This is a genomic window from Paraburkholderia sp. BL6669N2 (genome assembly GCF_003387275.1).
Lineage (GTDB): Bacteria > Pseudomonadota > Gammaproteobacteria > Burkholderiales > Burkholderiaceae > Paraburkholderia.
On the sequence record NZ_QUNA01000002.1, the window covers coordinates 3,800,195 to 3,821,785 of the forward strand.

General features: G+C 62.9%; 21 protein-coding genes. 11 read left to right on the forward strand and 10 right to left on the reverse strand.

What is annotated here, in order from left to right; translation table 11 throughout:
* Positions 1–59 precede the first annotated feature (59 nt).
* A complete protein-coding gene (locus B0G80_RS39565; protein ID WP_116123016.1) occupies positions 60–1,436 on the reverse strand; it encodes an MFS transporter in 1,377 nt (458 codons plus the stop codon).
* 234 nt (positions 1,437–1,670) lie between these two features.
* Between B0G80_RS39565 and B0G80_RS39570 the strand changes: the two genes are divergently transcribed.
* Complete coding sequence (locus B0G80_RS39570) at positions 1,671–2,453, forward strand: IclR family transcriptional regulator (RefSeq protein WP_116123017.1); 783 nt, start codon at positions 1,671–1,673, stop codon at positions 2,451–2,453.
* On the opposite strand, the gene B0G80_RS39575 is transcribed toward B0G80_RS39570, so the two are convergent.
* The 3 genes from B0G80_RS39575 to B0G80_RS39585 form a co-directional block, all read right to left on the reverse strand.
* Complete coding sequence (locus B0G80_RS39575; protein ID WP_116123018.1) at positions 2,427–3,533, reverse strand: SDR family oxidoreductase; 1,107 nt, start codon at positions 3,531–3,533, stop codon at positions 2,427–2,429. The two genes, B0G80_RS39570 and B0G80_RS39575, sit on opposite strands and share 27 nt — an antisense overlap.
* Positions 3,534–3,584: 51 nt before the next feature.
* The gene (locus tag B0G80_RS39580; RefSeq protein ID WP_116123019.1) at positions 3,585–4,448 is read right to left on the reverse strand and encodes an intradiol ring-cleavage dioxygenase; all 864 of its coding nucleotides are present in this window, start codon (positions 4,446–4,448) and stop codon (positions 3,585–3,587) included.
* Positions 4,449–4,555: 107 nt separating this feature from the next.
* Positions 4,556–5,233, reverse strand: a complete 678-nt coding sequence (locus B0G80_RS39585; RefSeq protein ID WP_106278594.1) for a hypothetical protein — start codon at positions 5,231–5,233, stop codon at positions 4,556–4,558.
* A gap of 440 nt (positions 5,234–5,673) precedes the next feature.
* Here B0G80_RS39585 and B0G80_RS39590 point away from each other — a divergent pair, with 440 nt between their 5' ends.
* The 3 genes from B0G80_RS39590 to B0G80_RS39600 are packed head-to-tail and all read left to right on the forward strand — an operon-like array spanning position 5,674 to position 7,117.
* Positions 5,674–6,147, forward strand: a complete 474-nt coding sequence (locus tag B0G80_RS39590) for a type VI secretion system tube protein Hcp (protein WP_116123020.1) — start codon at positions 5,674–5,676, stop codon at positions 6,145–6,147.
* The gene (locus tag B0G80_RS48345) at positions 6,144–6,536 is read left to right on the forward strand and encodes a DUF3592 domain-containing protein (protein WP_116123021.1); all 393 of its coding nucleotides are present in this window, start codon (positions 6,144–6,146) and stop codon (positions 6,534–6,536) included. Before B0G80_RS39590 ends, B0G80_RS48345 begins: the two co-directional genes overlap by 4 nt.
* Entirely contained in the window at positions 6,533–7,117 is a 585-nt protein-coding gene (locus B0G80_RS39600; RefSeq protein WP_147309979.1) for a hypothetical protein, read from the forward strand. The genes B0G80_RS48345 and B0G80_RS39600 overlap by 4 nt, the downstream gene beginning before the upstream one ends.
* Positions 7,118–7,386: 269 nt before the next feature.
* Here B0G80_RS39600 and B0G80_RS39605 read toward each other — a convergent pair whose 3' ends face one another.
* Positions 7,387–8,268: an NmrA/HSCARG family protein gene (locus tag B0G80_RS39605; RefSeq protein ID WP_116123023.1), complete on the reverse strand. Its 882-nt coding sequence runs from the start codon at positions 8,266–8,268 to the stop codon at positions 7,387–7,389.
* 115 nt (positions 8,269–8,383) lie between these two features.
* Here B0G80_RS39605 and B0G80_RS39610 point away from each other — a divergent pair, with 115 nt between their 5' ends.
* The gene (locus B0G80_RS39610; protein ID WP_116123024.1) at positions 8,384–9,268 is read left to right on the forward strand and encodes a LysR family transcriptional regulator; all 885 of its coding nucleotides are present in this window, start codon (positions 8,384–8,386) and stop codon (positions 9,266–9,268) included.
* A gap of 58 nt (positions 9,269–9,326) precedes the next feature.
* On the opposite strand, the gene B0G80_RS39615 is transcribed toward B0G80_RS39610, so the two are convergent.
* Entirely contained in the window at positions 9,327–9,959 is a 633-nt protein-coding gene (locus tag B0G80_RS39615) for a DUF5074 domain-containing protein (RefSeq protein WP_116123025.1), read from the reverse strand.
* Positions 9,960–9,991: 32 nt separating this feature from the next.
* A complete protein-coding gene (locus B0G80_RS39620) occupies positions 9,992–11,212 on the reverse strand; it encodes a helix-turn-helix domain-containing protein (RefSeq protein WP_116123026.1) in 1,221 nt (406 codons plus the stop codon).
* A 107-nt stretch (positions 11,213–11,319) separates the two neighbouring features.
* Between B0G80_RS39620 and B0G80_RS39625 the strand changes: the two genes are divergently transcribed.
* From B0G80_RS39625 to B0G80_RS39635, 3 genes are all read left to right on the forward strand, one after another.
* Positions 11,320–12,087, forward strand: coding sequence for a DUF899 domain-containing protein (locus tag B0G80_RS39625; protein ID WP_106278583.1), 768 nt, complete (start codon positions 11,320–11,322; stop codon positions 12,085–12,087).
* 203 nt (positions 12,088–12,290) lie between these two features.
* Positions 12,291–13,928, forward strand: a complete 1,638-nt coding sequence (locus B0G80_RS39630; RefSeq protein WP_116123027.1) for a methyl-accepting chemotaxis protein — start codon at positions 12,291–12,293, stop codon at positions 13,926–13,928.
* A gap of 267 nt (positions 13,929–14,195) precedes the next feature.
* The gene (locus tag B0G80_RS39635) at positions 14,196–15,224 is read left to right on the forward strand and encodes a porin (RefSeq protein ID WP_258879173.1); all 1,029 of its coding nucleotides are present in this window, start codon (positions 14,196–14,198) and stop codon (positions 15,222–15,224) included.
* Positions 15,225–15,282: 58 nt separating this feature from the next.
* Here B0G80_RS39635 and B0G80_RS39640 read toward each other — a convergent pair whose 3' ends face one another.
* A complete protein-coding gene (locus tag B0G80_RS39640) occupies positions 15,283–16,629 on the reverse strand; it encodes a sorbosone dehydrogenase family protein (protein WP_116123029.1) in 1,347 nt (448 codons plus the stop codon).
* 175 nt (positions 16,630–16,804) lie between these two features.
* Here B0G80_RS39640 and B0G80_RS39645 point away from each other — a divergent pair, with 175 nt between their 5' ends.
* Both B0G80_RS39645 and B0G80_RS39650 read left to right on the forward strand, forming a co-directional pair.
* Positions 16,805–17,698, forward strand: a complete 894-nt coding sequence (locus B0G80_RS39645; protein WP_116123030.1) for an SDR family oxidoreductase — start codon at positions 16,805–16,807, stop codon at positions 17,696–17,698.
* 225 nt (positions 17,699–17,923) lie between these two features.
* The gene (locus tag B0G80_RS39650; protein WP_116123912.1) at positions 17,924–18,631 is read left to right on the forward strand and encodes a dienelactone hydrolase family protein; all 708 of its coding nucleotides are present in this window, start codon (positions 17,924–17,926) and stop codon (positions 18,629–18,631) included.
* Positions 18,632–18,761: 130 nt separating this feature from the next.
* Here the strand turns inward: B0G80_RS39650 and B0G80_RS39655 are convergent, their stop codons facing one another.
* Both B0G80_RS39655 and B0G80_RS39660 read right to left on the reverse strand, forming a co-directional pair.
* Entirely contained in the window at positions 18,762–19,508 is a 747-nt protein-coding gene (locus tag B0G80_RS39655; protein ID WP_116123031.1) for an SDR family NAD(P)-dependent oxidoreductase, read from the reverse strand.
* Positions 19,509–19,560: 52 nt separating this feature from the next.
* Complete coding sequence (locus B0G80_RS39660; protein ID WP_116123913.1) at positions 19,561–20,457, reverse strand: alpha/beta fold hydrolase; 897 nt, start codon at positions 20,455–20,457, stop codon at positions 19,561–19,563.
* A gap of 196 nt (positions 20,458–20,653) precedes the next feature.
* Between B0G80_RS39660 and B0G80_RS39665 the strand changes: the two genes are divergently transcribed.
* Entirely contained in the window at positions 20,654–21,553 is a 900-nt protein-coding gene (locus B0G80_RS39665; protein ID WP_116123032.1) for a LysR substrate-binding domain-containing protein, read from the forward strand.
* Positions 21,554–21,591 lie beyond the last annotated feature (38 nt).

Sequence of the window (21,591 nt, forward strand, 5' to 3'; positions counted from 1 at the left end):
TTCGATCGCCTGTTTGCAAATTTTTGGTGATTCAGCGCGACGCCGCAGCGCCGCGCGTATTACGTGCGGTGGCTGTTGCTCACACTCGCCGTCGCGAATTCCGCTTCGCCCGTGACGGCCGCCGTCGAGTCGGTGCGGTTCATGTCGATGCCGAGGGTTTCGCGCGCTGTCAGGATCATCACGAGCGAAATCACGTTGAAGACCACGCACACGGCGACGACGCCCCACGGCGAGCCGTTGCACACGGAGAAGAGCCACACCGCCAGCACCGGCATCGGACCGCCCGCCACCAGATTCGCGCCGGTATAGGCGAGCGCGGAGCCGGAGTAGCGCACATTGGTCGGAAACGCTTCGGCGAACGCGACCGGCTGAATTCCGCTTTGAAACTGCGTGAAGCCGAGGAAGAAGCCCATCGCCGCGAGCATCGGCACAAAGCTTTTGGTATCGAGAATCTGGAAGTACACGAAGAGCATCAGCAAGGTTGCGATTGAACCGATCGCAAGCGCCTTCTTGCGGCCGATCTTGTCGCTCAGCATGCCGCCGGCAAGCGCCCCGACGATCGCGCAGACATTTGCGCCCATCAGCAGCAGAAAGCCAGTTTGTTTAGGAATGGCGAGGGTCTTCGTGATGTAGCTGAGCGAGAACACCACGATCAGGTAGAAGATCGCCGCGGGTCCGCAGAAGAACAGCATCCAGCGCAGCACGGTTCTCCAGTGCAGCCGCAATGCATCGCGCAGCGGGCTGCCCACGCGTGCGACTTCCGTTTTACGCAGCGCGACGAAGGCGGGCGTCTCGCTGACTCGCAAGCGGATATACACGCCGACCACCACCAGGATGAAGCTCAGTATGAAAGGAATGCGCCAGCCGTACGAGTCGAATGCCTGCGCCGACATCGTGGATGACAGCAGAAGCAGCACGCCGTTGGCCATGATCTGACTGAGCGGCGAGCACAGACCTAGCAGCCCGGAGTACTTGCCGCGCCGGTCGGCGCTGGCGTGTTCGATCGCCATCAATTGCGCGCCGGTCGACTCGCCGCCCAGCGCGAAGCCTTGCAGAATGCGCAACAGCACCAGCAGGACCGGCGCCCAGACGCCGATGCTCGCGTAGGTCGGCAGCAGGCCCATCAGCATCGAGGCGAGGCCCATCACCGTGACGGTGCCGAGCATGAGGTTACGTCGCCCGAGCTTGTCGCCCAAATGGCCGCAGATGATCGCGCCGAGCGGCCGCGCCGCCAGTCCCACGCCGAAGGTCGCAAGCGAGGCGAGCAGGGCGGAGGTCGAATCCATCGACGGGAAAAACAGCTTGGGTAAAACCGTGGCGGCCAATGCGCCGTAAAGCGTGAAGTCGAACCACTCGAGCGCGGTGCCGACGGCCGCGGCCGTCACCGCTCGCGTGCGCATCGCAGCATGCGTGCCTTGTTGTGTGTCCTGGATCATATCGTCTCCTTAACCGTCGCCGCACGGGATGCAGGTCGCTAGCAATGAGTGCCGCTGACCGTTTCCCGCTCTCTTGTCTGATCGATGAACTCGGAGCGCTCACTCGCCGTGTGCTTCGCGCCGCCTTGAAACCAAGGTTAGCACCCCTAGGTGGGATGCCGTTCCAGGGTGGAATTTCATCTCATAATGTGCAAAACTGGCTGCGCGAATACCTCACAAAAGATGGAGACCGGCATGCCTGGCGTTACGGAACGCACCCTCGCGGTACTCGAATTTCTCGCCGCGCAAATGGAGGGCACGCCGCTCGCCATGATCGCGGACGAACTCGATATTCCGCGCAGCGCGTGCCATCGGCTGCTCGTCGATCTGAAGCAATGCGGTTATGTGCGGCAGTTGCGGGAGCATGGCGATTACGTGCTCACTACGAAGCTCGTCGGTTTGGGGCTCGGGTTTCTCGCAACGTCCGGCATCGTCGACATCGCGCAGACGATGCTCGACCGGCTCGCCGAGACATCCGGCGAACTGGTGCGGCTGGCAATCGTGGACGGCGACCGGCTGACGTGGGTCGCGAAAGCGCAAGGCGCATTAAAGGGCTTGCGCTACGACCCGGACATGGGCATGGACACGATCCTTTCGTGCAGCGCCACGGGCCACGCATGGATGATGACCATGACCGACGAACGCGCGCTCGAACTCGTCTCGCGGCAAGGCTTCGGACAACCGAAACAATACGGTCCCAACGCGCCGACCACGATCAGCGGCCTGCTGAAGTTCGTGCACGCCGCGCGTGAAAAAGGCTACGCGACGATCAACGAGGTGTTCGCCCCCGGCATGACGGCAATGGCCGCCCCCGTGCAACGGCGCGGCTATCCCGCGATGGGCGTGATCAGCATTGCCGGGCCGCTCGTGCGGCTCGACGAAAAACGCATGGCCAGCCTCGGCTCGACACTGCTCGCGGCGGCCTCGGAACTCGCCGCCGCGAGCCATGCGTCACCTCTGTTCAATCGAGGCCGCTAGCCGCGTGCGCGTATCGCTGGGAATGATGCGCTCGGCCTTCAGGCGCTCGAACAGCGCGAAGAACGAGTCGGGCGTGCTCTGGTAGTCGAGGAAGCCTGCCTGCCGGCTCTTTGTCATATCCGTGAGCACTTCCATCGGCCGGCCGAGGTCAGCGTCGGTGTGCCACCACGAGGCGAGCTTGCCGATATCGGCCTCCTTCAGATCGAAGCGCGCGGCGATATCGGCCCATGCCTTGCCGGCGTCCTGCATGCGGCCTTCGAGCGGACGTGTTTCGCCATCGAACGGTACGGCTTCGATCCCGAAGTAGCCGGCGATTTGCGACCACATCCATTTCCAGCGGAACACGTCGCCGTTGACCACGTTGAAGTCTTCATTGCGCGCTTTCGCGGACGTGGCGGCCCACTCCAGGTGACGCGCGAGCAGCCGCGCGTCGGTCATGTCGGTGAGGCTGTTCCATTGCGCCTCGGAGCCGGGGAAGATGAACGGCTGACCGGTCTGCTTGCACAAGGTCGCGTAGACGGCGAGCGTCACGCCCATGTTCATTGCGTTGCCGAGCGCGAAGCCGATGATCGTATGCGGACGATGCACGCTCCAACTGAAATCGTAGCGCTGCGCAGCGTCGAATAAACGGTCTTCCTGCTCGTAGTAGAAGTTGTCGACCGGCTGGCGCCCCTGTTCCTCGCGAAACGGTGTGATGGGCACGGCGCCGGTCGCATACGCTTCGAACGGGCCGAGGTAATGCTTCAGTCCTGTCACGAGCGCGGCATGTTCGAGCGTGCCTGATGGACCCACGGCGTCCATGACGTGACGCACCATCGCGCCGTTCACGCGAATGTTGTCTTTTTCAGTCGCCTGCCGCGACCACGCGGTCAGGAACACATGACTGAATGCTTTGCCCGCGAGTGCTGCGCTGACGGACTCGGCCGATTGCAGATCCGCCGTAATCGATTCGATCGCCGGCGACACCGGCGTGCGCCCGCGCGAAAGTCCGGCGACGTGCCAGCCGCTCGAAAGCAGCTGGTCCGCAAGATTGCCGCCGACAATGCCGCTTGCGCCGATGATGAGTGCCCGTTTTTCCATAGGAGTAAAGCTCGGTAAGGGATGGCTGCTGCGATAAGAGAGTGACCCGCGTCACGCGGATGGGTTCAGCACAAAATCAAATTCAAGCGTGCTGAACGGTGTAGTCATGGACGTACCGTCCGGCGCCGTGCCTGCCTCACGGCGCTGCCACTGTGCGACGAGCGATGAGCGAACGCCGAACACCGCGTCCGAATCGAGGTACTGATCGCCTTCGCGGAACACGTGGGTCACGAGGCGCTCGTAGCCCGGCGCCGTGATCATGAAATGCAGATGCGCCGGACGCCATGGATGCCGGCCGAGCGCGGCGAGCATGCGCCCGACTGGTCCGTCGTGTGGAATCGGATAAGGCTCGGCGACGATCGAACGGAAGTGATAGCGCCCGTCGGCGAGACTATGGAGCACGCCTCTGGCGCGATGCGTGTCGTCGCCGGCGTGTTGCACGTCATAGAAACCGTCCGCGTCGGCTTGCCAGACTTCGATGCGTGCATTGGCCACCGCTTCGCCGTCCGCGCCCTTGACGGTTCCCGATACGAAGCACGGTTCGCCGCGCGCGCCGTTGGACACGTCGTCGCCGTTTTGATAGGCGGGCGCGCCTTCGACGAAAAACGGCCCGAATACCGTCGCTTCCGTGCAGCCCGGCGGCTTGCGGTTCGCCATCGCCGTGACGAGCATCGACAAGCCGAGCGTGTCCGAGAGCAGGATGAATTCCTGGCGTTTGTCGTCGGTGATATGGCCGACGTCGGTGAGGAAACGAATGCCTTGTTCCCATTCGCTCTCGGTAAGGTTCACCTCGCGTGCGAAGGCATGCAGATGCTGTACGAGGCTCGTGACGATGGTTTTCAGCCGCTCGTCGCCAGCGCGCGCGTGACGCGCCAGAACGGCTTCGGTGATCGTGTTTTCGTCGAGATTGCGCATGACCGTGGCGTCTCCATCCTGTCGGTCATGCGATTATCGGCTTGTTTGGAAGCGGGCGCAGGCAAGCGGGTTGCGCTGCGCGCGCCGTTCGAATCGACAGCTTGAAATCAGTGCTTATTCCACCAGTCGGTGGCTTTCTGTTTATCCCAGGCGGGCAGCACTTCACGATCGATCGACGCATTGGTCAATGCCGGGAAGTCTTTTTTGAATGCCGTCACGTCGTTGTCGAACTGATCACTCACGCTGATATCCCACGTCCCGCCGCTGAAACCGGCAACCGCCTGATCGACCAGCGGAATAACCGGTCCCGCGCGCAATTCACCCTCTTTACGTTCGACGATCGTGGCGTCGATATGGCCGAGATACACGATCGAATTCGGTTTGATGTCGACCACTTCGTGAAGCGGCGTAAAGAACATGCCGTGGAACGGGAATATGCCGCTTTGACCGGTAATGCCGCGCATCACATATTTGCCCGGCGCCAGCGGAAGGCGAATGAAATAGTGATTACCGGTGTCGCTCGTCGTGGTGGCCTGATCGTCGAACTTGAAATTCAAACGGTCTTCGCGCGAGTCGGCCGCGCCGCGCTCCATATTCACGACGATAGGACTCGGCTGATAACTTGTGTGATAGGCGTTCTTGAGCGTCACCGTCATTAACGCGTACGAGTTTTTCGTGGTGTCGACCGAACTCGTCGATGTGGTCGGCGACATGGGGGAAACTGTCGCGCAGCCTGACGTCAATAGCGTGCCGGCAATGGCAAAGAGTGCGATGAACTTTTTCATTACAGATTGAAGGGAGTGTGGTTTGTGCTGGCTCAAAATTAGAGTTGTTTATGCAGCGTGAATGATATGGCACACGGCACATGCCGTGTAAACGGCAGAGAAATCCAGAACTTGAGGGATGTTTTTTGTTCGTGGATTTAAGAAATTTCGCAATCGATCTAATTGCTGGTCCCGAGGGCCGCGCTCTATCGCGTTAACTTCGTCTCGCTGACATGCCATTCGCGTTCGGTGTCAGGGCATGAAGTATGTCGCACATCATCTACGTTCGACCCACTGGCGCACGCCTAATTAGCCTCGATTTTTCGGACACGTCCGATAGCGACGTTTTCCTGGCCTCACTGATGATGACGCGGCGTTAAGCGAAATTCCGACCCGCTTGGGTTTCTGGCCGCGATGCAGTTCGGTATGTTCGGGCATCGCTAATAATAAAAGGACTTTACGTGGCGGATATTTTCATCAAGATAAACGGCATCGCCGGCGAGTCACAAGACGCGGTGTATGCCGGGCAAATCGAAGTAAGCAGTTGGCGCTGGAAAATGGCGCAACAGTCCTCAATGATGTCTGGCTCGGGCGGAGGCGCCGGCAAGGCAACTATTAACGATCTTCAGTTTGTCCACCAGATCGACCGGGCAAGTCCCAATCTCATGCGCTATTGCTTGACGGGCAGACACATTCCAGAGGTCGTCCTTACGGTACGAAAGTCTGGAGGCGTGCCGCTTGACTTCCTTGTAATCAAGATGGGCGACGTTGTTATTACGTCTGTCGAGCCGATCGTATTCGATAACAACTATCACGAACACGTGAGCCTGTCTTTCTCGCGAGTGAAGCAGGAGTACAAGCTGCAAAGCAGTCTTGGTGTAAGCGCTGGCACCGTGACCGCGAGTTTCGATATTAAGGAAAACCTGGAAAGATGAAACGTTCGCGTAACTATTTCGCACTCGCGATAGGGCTTTGCCTGGCAACCGGCGCTGCCGTATATGTGTACTCAACCATTGAGTTTCGTCTTTCGTCCGTCGTGACAACCGGTGAGGTAATTCGCCTGAATGCTGGTGGGCACCATCCGCAAATAGCATTCATTGCAAAGGATGGGCGGCGTTATGAGCGGCCAACTGGTACAACGCAGTCCTTCGAGGTTGGGGAGAGTGTCCTTGTCCGATATAGCGCCGATGATCCGGACGGGTCGGCCATGATTGACAGTATTGTCGATCTGTGGCGATGGCCGCTATTCGTTGTAGTGCTCTCAGCAGTTTTTGTCGTTACAGGTTTGCGCGGAGAGCCTTTCGACAATTGGAGAGCCCATTGAAGATTCTGAGAAAGAATAAATGGAAGTTCAATACAAGTGCTGGCGCGGGGGTTGGCTACGGTTCCTTTAATGCAGAAAGTGGGATGTTCGTACTTGATGACACTTCCGGCCATTCTTGCCAATATCTTTACACCGGGTTTGGGCCGACTTTCTCGCGTGAAATCACCTCGTTACTTCGCCTACCGAAGCTTGCACTCCCGAAAATCATCATCAAGAAGGATGATCTGGGCGGTACAGGATCAACCGCCGGTTTTGATAGTGTCGGTGCACTGTTCCTGACCGAGACATTCACGGGAAACGACCTGGGCGACCCCAAGATCCTCGAAGGTGGGACGGTCTATCTTGAAGGTGCAGCTGGCTATCTGCTCGGCGGCACCGGCTCACTGATGATGCTGGGCATCAATCGTGATCTTCTACTTATGGGAATCGTCAAACCGGACTTTATCGGGGTAGCGATTCGAAGCGCACCGGCGCTGCTGGTAATGGCCGGCGATAACGGAGGGCTGCAAAGCAGCGCCGGCTTCGGTTTTTTTATCGGCGGCATCAAATTTAAAGGGCTGTACTCCAACGATGCGCCATAGGAGGATCTTTTCTCGAAGTTTCACTTTGACGGGCCCTTTTCTTCCCACGAAGCGACACCCGGTTTCAGGCAGGCCACGCCCGTCGAACCTGAACCTTCATGAACAAATCGAGTACGCGGCGCGCGGCAAACGCAATAGCATGGTACGAAGAGGGAGCGTTCTGTCGGTCATGAAGCATGGCCGTTTTTTGTCCTATATCGCGTACCAGCATTCGGCTTGCCGCGTGCATCAATCGATAGTGGATGGCCGCGCGTCGCTACGGTCAGTCGTTAGCTCTTCGCCCAGGCCGCCGCCATCTCCACCGCGAAGTCCCGATAAGACCGCGGCTGCCGTCCAAGCAGCGACGCGAGATGATCGATTTGCGCTTGAGATGCGACCGCGCCGTCCTGCTGATAGCGGCTCATCATCAAACGCATGTCGTACACGAGCCAGCCCGGCGCGGCTGCCTTCAGCCGCTGTTCAAGCACGTCGAGATCGTCGCCGCCGTAGCGCACGGTGCGTCCCAGCGCTTCGGCCCAGATCGACGCCACGGTCTCCGACGTGATCGCATCAGGCCCGACCAGTTCATACGTCTCGCGCGGCAGACGGCTTGCGGCCCGCTCTCGGCGCAGCAACTCGCGCGCGGCGGCCTCGCCGATATCGCGCACATCGACCATCGAAATTCCCTTGGCACCGATCGGCATGCCGTACACACCATGCGTCAATAGAGGCTCTTTCTGGCGCACGTCGTTCTGGATGAAATACGCGGGACGCAACACGGTGGCGGGCAGATCGCAGTGCTCGATCATGCGCTCCACCGTGTGTTTGCTGGTGAAGTGCGGCACGTCGACATACTCGGCGCCCTTGAACACCGACAGATACACCATGCCCTTTACGCCGGCTTCGCGCGCCACGCTCAGGGCCTGCAGCGCCTGCGTCAGTTCATCCGGGGCATTGGGCGCGAGCAGGAACAGCGTGCTGACGCCGTTCATCGCACGACGCAAGCCGTCCAGGTCGGACAGGTCGCCTTGGAGCGCGGTGACGCCGTCCGGGAATTGCGCTTTTTCCGGCGTGCGAGTCAGCGCGCGAATTTGCGTGCCGCCGCTCGCCAGAAGATGTTCGAGAACCTGCTTGCCGACGACGCCTGTACTACCGGTTACGAGGATTGCCATGACTTTCTCCTTGGTTGGCTGGGCTGGAAGTCAGCCCGTAGACACACAATAGATGTTCCGTTTTCATAGCGAAAGTGCAAAAATCCAGACACCTCGTCTCATATTTGGAACGATAATGGATTTGACATCATTGGCGGATTTCAATGCGGTTGCGCTGCACGGCGGCTTCGGCCCGGCCGGCCGGGCGCTCGACCGGCCCAAGGCCACGCTCTCGCGGCGCGTGGCGGAACTGGAAGAAGCGCTTGGCGTGCGGCTGATCGAGCGGGGCTCGCGCACGTTGCGGCTGACCGAAGAAGGTCTCGTGCTGCACGAGCGCACGCGGGGTTTGATGGCGGAGATTCAGGAGGCAGGCGAGGCGGTGGCGTCGCGCGCGCCGGTGCCGCGCGGACGATTGCGGATCAGCGCGCCGGTTGTGTTCGCGCACGTGGTGCTGGTGCGGATCGCGACGCGTTTTGCGTTGGCCTATCCGCAGGTCGAACTCGAAGTGGTTGCGGAAGACCGCGTTGTCGATCCGGTGGAGGACGGCTACGACATGGTTATCCGCATCAATCCCGCGCCCGACCAGCAGCTCGTGGGCCGGCGCATTCTCGGCGACGAACTGCTCCTGGTCGCTGCACCCACGATGTCGATACCTCCATGGGCCGCTGGCGAGGCTGCCGCGTCGGCGGTGCCCGCGGTCGTGCTGGCTGCGGCGTCGGCGAATGCGACGTGGAGCGTGCGCACGGAGAGCGGTCCAAGATCGCTCGCGCCGACGCCGGTGCTGCGGCTCTCATCGCTGCTGATGGTGCGCGACGCGGTGCTCGACGGGGTGGGCGCAGCGATGTTGCCCAAATTGCTGGTCGAGCAGGACGTGACGGCGGGACGGCTCGTTTGTTGGGGCGTGGCGGATGGACCGGCGGTCGAGATCTGGGCGCTGTACCACTCGCGGCGCTTGCTGAGCGCGAAGGTGCGGGCGTTCATGGATCTGCTGCAGGACTTGCCGGGACGCGAGCGCAAATAAGCCGATGCAGGTGCCGATTGCGGCTTTTGCTTTTGCAATCGGCGCTCACCTCACAATCTCACTTAGGTCGCCGCACCGCCCGCACCTTGCCGCTGCTCCCGCCGCCGCAAAAGAACCGATCGCCGCCGTCGGATTCGAGTCCCGACACGCTGACGCCGGACGGCATCTCCAGCCGCTCCTGAACTTCGCCGGTGCGCGGATCGATGCGCCGCAATTCGCTTTCGTCGCCCTCCCACGTGCCATGCCACAGTTCACCGTCGACCCACGTAACGCCGGTCACGAAGCGATTGGACTCGATGGTGCGCAGAATCGTCCCCGTCTGCGGATCGACTTGATGGATCTTGCGCTCGCGATACTGTCCGACCCACAGCGTGCCTTCGGCCCATGCGAGTCCCGAGTCCGTACCGCCACCCGGCGCGGGAATCGTGGCGAGCACGCGGCCGGTCTTGGGATCGATCTTCTGAATACGGTTCTCGGCGATCTGGAACAGATGCTCGCCGTCGAAGGCCGTACCCGCGTGCGCAGCGACATCGATCGAGCGGACCTGCTTGCCGCTCTCCGGGTCGAGCGCGTTCAACGCGTCGCCCGTCGCAAACCAGACGTGCTGGCCGTCGTATGTCACGCCATGCACGCGCTCTATGCCTTCAAAAGGTCCGTACTCGGTGATGATTTCGGCGGCTGATCGTTTCATGACTTGTCCCTCGTGGTTTTCGTGTTGCCATCCTAATCAATCGGCAACGGAGCGGGGAGTAACAAGGTCGTCGTGAATCCAGGCATGGGCGGCGTCATCCAGCGACGCGCGCGACCTCGGCCGAGCGACTGCACCTTGTCTTGCGCCGCGAGCGTATCGAGGCTCCGCTGCACGGTGCGCTGGCTCGCGCCGAGCGCAAGCGCGAGGGCCGAACTGGACCACGACTCTCCGTCCGCGAGCAGGGCCAGCACGGGCGCATGTTTGTCTTCGACAGGCCGCGCCAGCACGACCACCTCTTGCGCGTGTCGCGGCACCAGCGCGAACCCGCACCGCGTCGCGCTCACGCCGGCCACGTTGCGAAGCACCGAACGCAGCCGTCCAAGTTCGACCCGCAGGCGCGCGCGATGCGATTCGTCGGCGGCCTTGGCCCTGAAGGCTCGCGCGACCAGCACGTCGCGCGATACGTCCTTCGGCCACGCTTCGGCCAGTGCGCGGGCGAGCACGAACAACACCGGTCGGCTGGCGAGCGAGATCACCGTTCCCGAGTCGCGCACCACGTGACGGCACGCGTCCACGATCAATGCTTTCGATGCCAGCAGCGCTTCCATCTCGTCGAGCAGCAACGGACGTTCGTCGCCGCGCGCGAGCAGTCGCGCCGCGGGTGCGTTCAGAACGAGCGCGGCGTGGTCGACCTCCGCCGTCAGAGCAGGGATACCCGCGAGACCTGCCGCTCGCCGGGCTCGCTCCAGTGCGGCGCGTGCCGCTTTGGTCTGAAGGCGGCGCAGCGCGACACCGGCCACCACCAGTTCGTGTGCGGTTCTCAAAGCGGGTGGGAACGGCGTGGGATCGAGTCCGGCGAGCGCGCGTTCGGCCTCGTCGAGACGCCCGATCAGCAGCAGGCGCCGCACCGCGAGATAGCGCGCATGCGCGCCGTTGAGCCGGTCGCCGTGCGCTTCGAGCGTGGCGCGCGCGGCTTCCAGTGCCTTCGTGGGCCAGTTCAGATCACGCGAGGCGAGTGCGATCTCGGCCTCGGCGACGACACAGCGCGCGCGGGCTACCGGTTCTCGCGCACCGAAGGCACGCGCGGCGCTTCGCAAGAGCGCCTTCGCCCGCACCAGATCGCCGAGCTGCGCCATGGCGATGCCGCGCAGCGCGAGCGCGGGCGCGTCGTCGCGCAAGGCGACGCGATTCAGCGCGCCGAGCGGATCGCCCGCGGCGAGCGCGCGCGCCGCCGCCGTGACTAGCGAGTCCATGGTCGAGGTGAATCACGCCACACTTGTCACTCCCATCGTTCGAAGCCCGGGGCTAATCTAGCACGACCCACCCACAGCACTTCGCATAGCGAAGCAAGGAGGCAAGCATGACGACGAAACACAGCATCGGCACACGGGAAGAATGGCTGGCCGCGCGGCTCGAACTGCTCGAAGCGGAAAAGGCGCTCACGCGCCAGAGCGACGAACTGGCGCGGCAGCGGCAAGCGCTGCCTTGGGTCCGGATCGACAAGCCCTACCGGTTCGAGACCGATGAAGGCAGCGCTTCGCTGGCCGATCTCTTCCGGGGACGCTCCCAGTTGCTCGTCTATCACTTCATGTTCGGCCCCGACTACGCCGCGGGCTGTCCGTCGTGTTCGGCGGTCGCGGACGGGTTCAATGGTTCCGTGGTGCATCTGGCGAATCACGACGTCGCCATGACGGCGGTATCGCGGGCGCCGCTCGCGAAGCTGCAGGCGTACAGGCGGCGCATGGGATGGACGTTTCCGTGGGCGTCGTCGGCGGGCAGCGACTTCAACTTCGACAGCAATGTCTCGTTCACCGAGCAGCAGCAGCGCGAGGGAAGCGTCGAATACAATTACCAGCGCGGCGGCCATGCGATGGATGCGACACCCGCGCCGGCCCCCGTGGTCGAGTTCGCGACTGCCTGCGGAACCGACGCGCCCACGTATTCGCTCGACCGGCCCGGCATGAGCGCGTTCGTGCTCGAAGACGGCGCCGTGTACCACACGTATTCCACTTACGGACGCGGCGTGGACGCACTCTGGGGCATGTATCAGTGGCTCGACCGCGCGCCCAAAGGACGTAACGAAACGGGTGTGTGGTGGCGCCGGCATGACGAGTATGAGAAGCACTGAGGCAACCGCGAGCCGAAGGCATTGTGATAGCTCAGGCTCACTCGCTCCCCGTAAAGGGTTTGTCTCTACACAAAAGATGCGCGCGCTTGCCGATAAATGAATCGGGTGGTCGCACTCAAGCAACGGCGCGCCGATGCCATATCGGCACCTGTTGCCATGACGCGGCCCGGCTCGATCATTCGATACCGACGTGGGGCGCGTGCATGGTCCGATTCAGTTTCACACAAAAGCTCTGGCTGCCGCTGGCCGTCAGCCTCGTGGCACTTCTCGCCGTGTCGGTGTCGGCGGCGTGGCTGTCGCGGCAGACGCGCATCGAGGAGCGCAAAAACGATCTCGTGAACGTCGCGCATGTCGGACTCAGCATCGTGACGGAATATGCGGCGCTGGCGAAGAGCGGCGCGCTTGGCGAAGCGGACGCCCGCCGGCAGGCGCTCGAACGGCTGCGCGGCATACGCTACGGCGAGGACGGCTATTTTCTCGTCATCGATTCGACGCCGCGCATGGTCATGCATGCGATGAAACCTGCGTTGAACGGCAAGGATCTCGCCGGTACCGCGGATGCCGACGGCCGTCACCACTACGTGACGTTCGCCGCCGTCGCGCAGAAGCCGAACGGCGGCTTCGTCGATTATGTTTTCCCGCATCCGCAAGACCCGTCCTCGGCTGCTGTCGGCAAGATCGGCTACGTGGTGCGTTACGCGCCGTGGGACTGGATCATCGCCACGGGCGCTTACGTGGATGACATCGACGCCGCGTTCAAGGAGTCGCTGTATTTCGTCGGCGCAATCTTTGCGGTCGTGGCGCTGCTGCTGTCCGCGCTTGTCTCGCTGACCAATCGCAGCATCCGGCGCACGATCGGCGGCGATCCGGTCTACGTTGCGCAAGTGGCCGGCGAAATCACCCAGGGCAACCTCGCCATTCCCATCAACCTCCGTCACGGCGACGAGTCGAGCCTGCTGCACACCATGCACCTTATGCGCGACGCGCTCGCCCACACGATCGAACAGATCAAGGGCGCGGCCGACAAAGTGGCGACGGGCGCGCGCGAGATTGCCGGCGGCAACACGGATCTGTCGGCGCGCACGGAGAATCAGGCGGCATCGCTTGAGGAAACCGCGGCGAGCATGGAGCAAATGACGGCCATGGTCCGGCAAACGGCGGAGAGCGCGCAGACAGCGAGCCAGCTGACCGCCGGCGCGGAGCAAATCGTCAATCGCGGCGGGGAGATGGCGGCGCAAGCGGTATCGACGATGCAGGAGATATCGACGGAATCGCACAAGATGGTGGAGATCATCTCGGTCATCGAAGGCATCGCGTTTCAGACCAATATTCTCGCGCTGAACGCGGCGGTCGAAGCGGCCCGGGCCGGCGATGCGGGGCGTGGTTTCGCGGTCGTGGCCGGCGAGGTGCGCACGCTCGCGCAGCGCAGCGCGGCGGCAGCGAAGGAAATTCGCACGCTGATCAGCCGGGCGGTGGACAAGGTCGGGACCGGCGCCGAGTTCGTCGGGCAAACCGGCGCGACGATTCACTCCGCACGCGAGGCCATTGCCAAAGTGTCGGGCGTCATGCGCGATATTGCGGCGGCGGCCGCCGAGCAAAGCGCCGGTATCGATCAGGTCGGCGACGCTGTCACGCAGATGGATAGCGTGACGCAGCAAAACGCGGCACTGGTGGAGCAGGCCGCGGCGGTGGCGCAGACGTTGACCGAACAGGCGAGGCTGCTGCAGGTGTCGATCAGCCAGTTCAACTTGCAGCAGCAAGATCCCGGCGAGGGAGCCACGCCGTTGCGAGTGCATAGGTCGGCAGCGAAAGAAGCGCGCCGAGTTGCAGCCATCGTTTGAACGTCATGCGGTCCCAAGCGTACGTAAGCGCTCTGAATTCACTGCGCTGAAAATTGCAATTCGGCGCAGGTCTGTTATGTTCGCTGCTGGACCGTTCAACACCTCTTCACATTCCACTCGTGATGCGGCGGTGAGCGTCCTCATTCCGGAACATATGTTCGACGTGCCCATGGAGGACTGCATCTGGTCGGTGCCGCGAAAACTCAACTCGACAAGCCGCGACGAACGTGGGATCCGGTGGCGCGGGTGGCCGCCCGGAGCCGTTACGTGGGCTGGCGCGCGGGCGTGGCAGGCGCGGCGCTGCTATTTTGCTTGCAGAGCGTGGCGGCCTCCAACGGCGGCGCGGGCTCCGTCACGCTGTACGGCGTGCTGGACACCAGCCTCGAAATAACCGATCCAGGGTCCGGGTGGACTCCGCGTCTGGACTCGGGTGCGTATCGCGGTTCGCGCGTCGGCTTGCGGGGCAGCGAGCCGCTCGGTAACGGCACCGATATCATCTTCACGCTGGAAAACGGCTTTAGCTCCGTCGACGGCACGCTTCAGACTCCCGGTGTTCTATTCAATCGTCAGGCGTGGATCGGCGCGCGCAACGCCTGGGGCGAGGTGCGTTTCGGCCGGCAATATTCGCCTATCTACATCCCGTTCAAGGGCGACCTCGATGCGTTCGGCGCCGGCACGATCGCGTCCGGACTGAACAACCTGTCGAAGATCACACCCTACGCCAGCAACGCGATCCAGTACCAGTCGCCGGTCATCGGCGGCTTCAGCGCGACGGTGATGACGGCCACGCGCGATCCGTCGGAGAAAGACGGCAACGGCATCGACGGATACTATGTGACCGCCGCCTATCAACTCGACAACTTCAGGCTGCTATACGCGCGACAGCAGACACACGGCGCAGGCTCGCTGCGGGCGAATCTCGGCGGCGCGACCTACGCGATCGACAAGGTGCGTGTGTGGCTCGCGTTCTTTAACGGCGATGGCGGCACGCCGCTCTATCACGGCGCGGGTGGCTCGCTCTCGGCGCAGTACAGCTTTTCTCCGATTGCTCGCGCATCGCTCGGCTATGCGCATGTACGCGACTATACCGGTGCCGGTGCGAGCGCCGACCAGTTCAGCGTGGCGTTCGAATACAACTTTTCACGGAGTTTGCTGTTCTACTTCAGCGGGGCCTACCTGGCGAATCACGACGGTGCCAGCTTCACCCTGCGCGGCGTCAACGTGACCGGGCTGCCGGTCGCGTATCCCGGCGCGCCGGTCAAGGGTGTGCAGCTTGGCGTGCTGGAGCGGTTCTAACTCGCGGGACTGGAGTGATCGCCGTTGTGCCGCCGATAAGCGGTCGGCGGATTCGCTGCTATTGCGCCGACGGCGTGCCAACTGCCGCGCCGCTATCGGTCCGCGGCGCCACACGCCAGACTGCGTTGCCGACGTCGTCCGCCACCAGCAGCGCCCCGCGCGTATCCACCGCGACACCGACTGGCCGACCAACGGCGTGACCGTTGGCGGTCAGAAAGCCGCTCAGGAAATCTTCCGGAGCGCCTGCGGGTTGGCCTTTGACGAATGGGATGAACACCACCTTGTAGCCGCTATACGGCTTGCGATTCCACGAGCCATGCTGACCGACGAAAGCACCGCCGCGATAATGCGCGGGAAACAGCGTCCGGCCGTAAAAAACCAGTCCGAGCGATGCGGTATGGTTGCCGAGCGCATAGTCCGGTGCGATGGCCGTGGCGACCAGGTCGGGGCGCTGAGGTTTGACGCGCGTGTCGATATGCTGACCGTAATAGCTGTAGGGGAAGCCATAAAACGCGCCGTCTTTCACAGCAGTCATGTAATCGGGCACGAGGTTGTTGCCCAGGTCGTCGCGCTCGTTGACTGCTGTCCACAGCGCGCCGCTGTCGGGCTGCCAGGATAGTCCATTGGGATTGCGCAGCCCTGTCGCGAAGGGCCGCATCTGGCCCGACGCCACGTCGAATTCGAGAATCCGTGCGCGGTCGGCTTCGGCGTCAATGCCGTTTTCACCCGCGTTGCTGTTCGATCCCACTGTCACGTAGAGATGCTTGCCCGAACGGTCGGCCAAAATGTTTTTGGTCCAGTGATGATTGATCGGCCCAGCCGGCAGATCAGCCACCTTCACGCCAGGTGTTGCGATCTGCGTTGCGCCGGGCGTGTAGTCGAATCGCAGAATGGCGTCCGTATCGGCGACATAGAGTTGATTGCCGATCAGCGCCATGCCGAACGGCGAGTGCAGGCCACTGAGGAACACGGTCTGCTGATCGGCGACGCCGCTGCCGGTGGTATCGCGCAATAGCACGATACGGTCGGGGCTCGGCGTGCCCGCTCCCGCGCGTTTCATCACCTGTTTTCTAACCCAGCCGAATATGCCGCTGCCTTCGTCGTGCTGCTCGGGTGCATTGCTTTCCGCTACGAGCACGTCGCCGTTCGGCAACGTGTAAAGCCAGCGCGGGTGAGTCAGGTCGCGGGCGAATTTCGTCACCACAAACCCGTTTGGCGCGGTCGGGAGGAAGTCGGCGGCCGCTGGCTGAACGGGCGCGATATTGACCGTGGTCATCAGCGACGATTCTGGCGCCGGCAATACCGGCGATGGGCCAAAGCCGGTATCGGTGGGACTCGACGGTCCTGCCGCGCACGCGGCGAGCGGCAGCAGCATGAATAAGGCAAAGCGATTCAACTGACGCATCCCGCGCTCCGGACATTGAAGATGTTCGATTTATCGTGGGTAAGTTCAGCAAGATGCTTGCCTGACATCTGAATGGCTGATCCTGTTAGTGCGTATACCCCTAAAACGTCACTACTTCATCTCTGAAGGAAACGCGCCGATAGTCAACCTTCGTTTTCAACCGGAGGGTCTTACGATGCGCGTCTTTGTTACCGGAGCGACCGGATTCGTCGGCTCCGCCGTGGTTGCCGAACTCATTGCCGCCGGACATTCGGTGCTCGGCCTCGTACGCTCGGATGCCGCAGCCGAGTCTCTGGCCAGGACCGGCGCGGAGGTCCAACGCGGTTCGCTCGAGGACCTCGATAGCCTCAAAGCCGGAGCGGCCGCTGCCGACGGCGTGATTCATACGGCCTTCAATCACGACTTCTCCCGATTCGCGGAGAACTGCGAGCTGGACCGGCGCGCCATCGAAGCGCTCGGCTCCGTGCTCGTCGGCTCGGAGCGTCCGCTGCTCGTGACGTCCGGGGTCGCGTTGCTGGCGTCGGGCCGCCTCGCAACCGAGGACGATGCGGCAGTGCCGCGCTCCGACGCCTATCCTCGCGTCTCGGAGGCAACGGCAGCGTTGCTGGCGGCGCGTGGCGTGCGCGCGTCGGTGGTTCGTCTGCCGCCGTCGGTGCATGGCGACGGCGACCACGCGTTTGTTCCGCATCTCATCGGGCTGGCGCGTGAAAAGGGCGTCTCAGCCCACATCGGCGAAGGTCTCAACCGCTGGCCGGCGGTGCACCGGCTCGACGCCGCCCGCGTCTACCGGCTCGCGCTCGAACGTGGCGGCGCCGGCAGCCGGTATCACGCTGTTGCCGAGGAAGGCGTGCCACTCAAGGAGATCGCCGCTGTGATCGGCCGGCGCCTGAACGTGCCGGTCGTCGCGCAAACTGCCGATGAGGCGGCCGACCATTTTGGCTGGTTCGCGTTGTTTGTCGGGTTGGATGCTCCGACTTCGAGCGAACAGACGCGCAAGCTGCTGGACTGGGAACCGAAGCAGCCGGGCTTGATCGCCGACCTCGACCGGCCGCGCTATTTCCAGACTTGAAGCGCGACTCGCCGCTGCGGATATTTGATGGCCGCGGATTCCAATGACGACGCGGCGCGGCTTTTCATGGCGTTGCAACTCGATCACGTCAAGCTGGTACCGGCCAGCAAATCCTTCGCTGCGCGGCGCGCTGTTCGTACCGGCCGGCCGGACGCGGCAGCGGGCGAGCAGAACCTGCCACGCTGGGACTATGCTAGCGCTTTCGTCTACTTCGAGGAGCGACTGATGACACAGACAGCAGGTTCGATGATCACCTTTAGCCGGCCCGACGGCCAGCAGATCCAGGGCTATCTCGCCAAGCCGCAGAAGCTGGAGGGTGCGCCCGCCATCGTGGTGATTCAGGAGTGGTGGGGCGTCAACGAACAGATTCGCGGCGTGGCTGACCGGCTCGCGCAGGCCGGCTATCTGGCGCTGGTGCCCGATCTCTTCCGAGGCAAAACGACGGTGGAAGAGGAAGAAGCCCACCATCTGCTCGACGGCCTCGATTTCGGCGACGCCGCCACGCAGGATGTGCGCGGCGCCGTCCAGTATCTGAAGCAGCATGCGACGAATGTCGGCGTGACGGGTTTTTGCATGGGCGGCGCGCTGACCCTGCTTGCGCTTTGCAATGTCCCCGAAGTGTCGGCCGGCGTGGTCTGGTACGGCTTCCCGCCGCTGGAATATATCGACGCCTCGAAAATCAAGGCGCCGCTGATCGGTCACTGGGCGCTGCAAGACGACTTCTTCGTGCCTGAAACGGTCGACGCGTTGGAAACCAAACTGAAGGACGCGAATGTCGACGTCGAGTTTCACCGCTATCTCGCGCACCATGCGTTCGCGAACGAAACGGCGGTCGGCCCGGGCCGTATTCCGAGGACGCAGTTCGATCCGGTGTGGTCGCAACTGGCCTGGGACCGCACGCTGACGTTTTTCGGCCGCACGTTGTGGAAGTAAGCGGCTCGCTTGCCGCTTGAGACGCGCACCGGATCACGCCGGCGAAGCTCACGGCATGCCGCCGCGCGTGGGCGGCATGCCGGAAAGTCTTCCCGGCGGCGCGATTACGAATCGAATCGCGTGCACGGATTCAGAGTTTCGAACCGCCGTCGACGTGCAACGTTTCGCCTGTGACCCACCGGGCGGCATCCGAGGCGAGAAAAGCCACGGCACCGCCGATGTCATCCGGTTGCGCCACGCGCTTGAGCGCCTGCATACCCAGCGTCGCCGCGCGTCCCGTGTCGGTCCTTGTGAAGTTCGACATATCGGTTTCAACCACACCCGGCGCGACCGCATTCACACGAATGCCACGTTCACCGAGCGCGGCGGCGAAATGCCTGACGAGCGTATCGACCGCACCCTTGGTAGCGGCGTAGGCCGACAGCGTGCCGACCGCGGCGCGCGCCGCGAGCGACGACAGCAGCACCACGCTGCTGCCCTTGCACATCACCGGCAGCAACTGCTGCACGAGGAAGTAAGGCGCGCGCACGTTCACGGCGAACAGATCGTCGAAGTCCTCGACGGTTGTGTCCTCGATGCTGACTCCCTTCGAAATCCCGGCGTTGGCCACCAGAATATCCAGCCGATGACCGATCACGGCGCGCACCTGTCTGGCGAGCGTATGCGGGCCATCCGCCGCGCGCAGATTCGCGGCGACTTTCTGCGCATTGCCGCCGGCCGCGCGAATTTCCGCGACCACGGCATCCGCCTCTTTCTCGCCGCTGCTGTAGTGAACCAGCACCTGGGCGCCGGCCCTGGCGAGCGCGAGGGCACTGGCGCGGCCGATGCCGCGTGAGGCGCCCGTGACGAGCGCGGTTTTTCCTGTGAGGTCGTTCATGGTGAGACTCCTTCGAGTTGATTTGGGTGCGAGGCAATCAAGGCGGTGAGGCTCAGACCGCGGACCCGCTGTCGGCGAGGAACTGCGCGACGTGGGCCACAAAACGCTCCGGATACTGGTACAGCGAACCGTGGTTGGCATCGGGATAGATAATCAACTGCGCGTTCGGCAGGTTCTGCTGAAGAATCCACGAGTTGATCGAATAGATGATCACGTCGTGGTCGCCGTTGACGACGAGCGTCGGCTGCCTGAGGGCCTTCAGATAGTCGAAAGGGTTCTCGCGCGGCGTGCCCCATTTGGCGAGCGCCGCGAGTTGGGCCGGCGCGACTTTCTCGTTGGCCTCGGGGTCGCGTCCTTCGCTACGCTGGCGGAAGCGCTGCAGGAAGCGGCGGCCGGCGGTCTGGCTCGCATCGGAAGGCGCAAAGTGCACACGCAGCCACAGATCATCCGGTCGCGCATACGCTGCGCTGAAAATCTCCTGAGCCTCGGGCGTCAGCGATTGCATCGCCTCGCCGCTGCGCGGGCCGGTACCGATCAGGATCACGCGGCGCACCAGCACCGGTTCGGCAATCGCCAGCGTCTGCGCGATCAGGCCGCCCATGGAAAAGCCCAGCACGTCGACCTGCGCGAGGCCAAGCGCCTTGATGAACGCGGCGGCGTTGGCGGCCATCTCTTCGATCGACTCCGGCACCTCGCCGGACGTGCTCGAAATGCCGGCGTTGTTGAACAGAATGACTTCGCGATCCTGCGCGAGGCCGTCGGTCACGGCCGGGTCCCAGTGGTCCATCGTCCCGGTGAAATGGATGTTGAACACCAGTGGCACGCCACCCGACTTGCCGAAACGGCGATAGGCGAAGCGGATGCCGTTCGCGTCGACATAACGGGTCGGCGCGGTCTGATGGGTATGGCGGGTCGGGGTGGCGTCGTTCGAAGCAGCAGTCTGGTTCATTTCCGGTTCCTCATCGATATAGATGAAAGGCATGGAGTGCGGTTGCGCGTCGAAAGCCGTGGTGTCGGTCAAGCGGTCCTGCGCCGCGCTGCATGAGGGGTAATGTAGTGGGGGCTTGTGCAAAGGAAAAAGACTTTGTAGGCTGATGGGCATGCCTGCCAGGCATGCCATTCGCGTAAATACCCTTAGAGGTTTTATGGAGCTTCGACATCTGCGGTACTTCGTGGCCGTCGCCGAAACGGGCAGCCTGACGGTGGCGGCGGAACGCCGTCTGCACACATCGCAGCCGTCGCTGAGCCGCCAGATTCGCGATCTGGAAGACGAAGTCGGCGCGGAGTTGTTCAGTCGCAGCGCGCGCGGCGTCGAGTTGACCGCGGCGGGCAAAGCGTTCCTCGACCACGCGCGGCTCGCGCTGTCGCAAGTCGACGCCGCCACCGAAGCCGCGCGCCGCGCCTCACGGCCCTCCAGGCAGGTTTTCGCGCTGGGCTTTCTGACCGGCCAGGAAATGACGTGGCTGCCGCGTGCCATGCAGGTGTTGCGCGACGAACTGCCGAATATTGAGGTCACGGTGTCGAGCCACTATTCGCCAGACCTCGCCGACGCGCTTGCGCGCGGCAAGCTCGACCTTGCGTTTCTGCGTGCCGAACCGGGCTTCGATCTGGACTATCGGGTGGTCAGTAGCGAGAAGCTCATCGTGCTCATGCCGAGCGATCATCGCCTCACCGAGCGCAGCGCGATACGGCCCGAGGACTTCGCCGGCGAAACTTTCATCATGGCGTCGAACAAGGCGCGCGTGCTGCACGATGTGATCCAGCGCTATCTGCACGAAAACGGCATTGCGGTCGCGCCCGAGCACGGCGTCGACAACCTGGCCATGGCGATGTCGCTGGTCGCCTCCACGCGCGGGCTCGCGCTGATGCCCGAGTATGCGACCAACCTGCTGCCGTGGTCGGTGGTCAGCCGGCCATTGGAAGGTGAGACGCCGACCGTCGATCTCGTGATCGGCTATAGCAGGTCGAATACATCGCCGGTGCTGAAGCTGTTTCTGTCGAGAGCCGACGAGTTGTTGGCGCACGCCAGTGGCGAATCGGGCTGAGGCCACCGGTTTACCTATACTCCTGTCACTCTGCAAGG